The 866-nt window shown below is 37.0% G+C and carries 1 protein-coding gene; it reads right to left on the bottom strand.

Annotation, left to right across the window (positions count from 1 at the left end):
• Nucleotides 1-80: 80 nt before the first annotated feature.
• On the bottom strand, nucleotides 81-557 hold the full coding sequence (locus FD32_RS03560; RefSeq protein ID WP_047769454.1) for a TspO/MBR family protein: 477 nt from the start codon (nucleotides 555-557) through the stop codon (nucleotides 81-83).
• Between the last annotated feature and the right edge of the window lie 309 nt (nucleotides 558-866).

The raw sequence follows: 866 nt of genomic DNA, 5'->3' as shown, positions 1-866 counted from the left end.
ATTTTTGTTAAATTCCGAATGGAGCTTCTGATTCAGAGGCTTTTTGTCACAACCCCCAGATGTTCCATTTCCTTGGATGCTCAATTTAAAAGTGCTACGCCAAGTGTCAAGTAGGTGGCGAAACAAAGCCATAGAAAATAAGGAATAAGTAGAATACCAGCGGCTTTGCTTACTGAGTAAAATTGAACCATACAAATCCCAACCAGCAGGTCCATCATTAGGATAATAATCAACCCAATCCAATAGCGGTTACCGTTGAAGAAGATAATACTCCAGATGAAATTTAATAGGAGTTGAGAATAAAAAGTAATCAGACTTGGCGTTCGAAGTGAGTGAGCCGATCGATAAATTAAATAACTTGAAATGGCAATTAGCAGATATAAAATTGGCCAAATAATGCCAAAAACAACGTCAGGTGGTGAAAATGGCGGTAATGCCAAATCATGGTAAACGGCCTTAATGTCTCCAGCAAGCAATGATGAAAGAATTCCCAAGCCCTCGATTCCGACAATCAATCCGACCATGATTCCGAAATTCTTAATCTTTCCTGATTGCATCAAATCGCCTCCCTATTAAGGAATAGCCACCGCCTTAACTTCTCTACAAACTTTAATTATACAGGGAATCTGTATTACTATCCAAGCTTTAGAACAAATTCGTTGGATCGCTATATTACTAGTGAGAACCAATTTAGAAAGATTAATTTTAAGTTTAATCCTTATATTACTAGTAGAACACGATGAAATTTGGAAGAAGGTTTAAAGAATTGGTGACGTAAAACAGTAAGATTCTTGATAATTTTAAAAATAATAGGGTCCGTCTGAAAACTTTATTTCAGGCGAATCAGAATCGCCGCCAAGTAAACG

The organism is Limosilactobacillus panis DSM 6035, assembly GCF_001435935.1.
In the GTDB taxonomy this organism is placed as follows: Bacteria; Bacillota; Bacilli; order Lactobacillales; family Lactobacillaceae; genus Limosilactobacillus; species Limosilactobacillus panis.
Note: the sequence above shows the minus strand (reverse complement) of the source record. Positions and strands in the feature narration are given on the sequence as shown.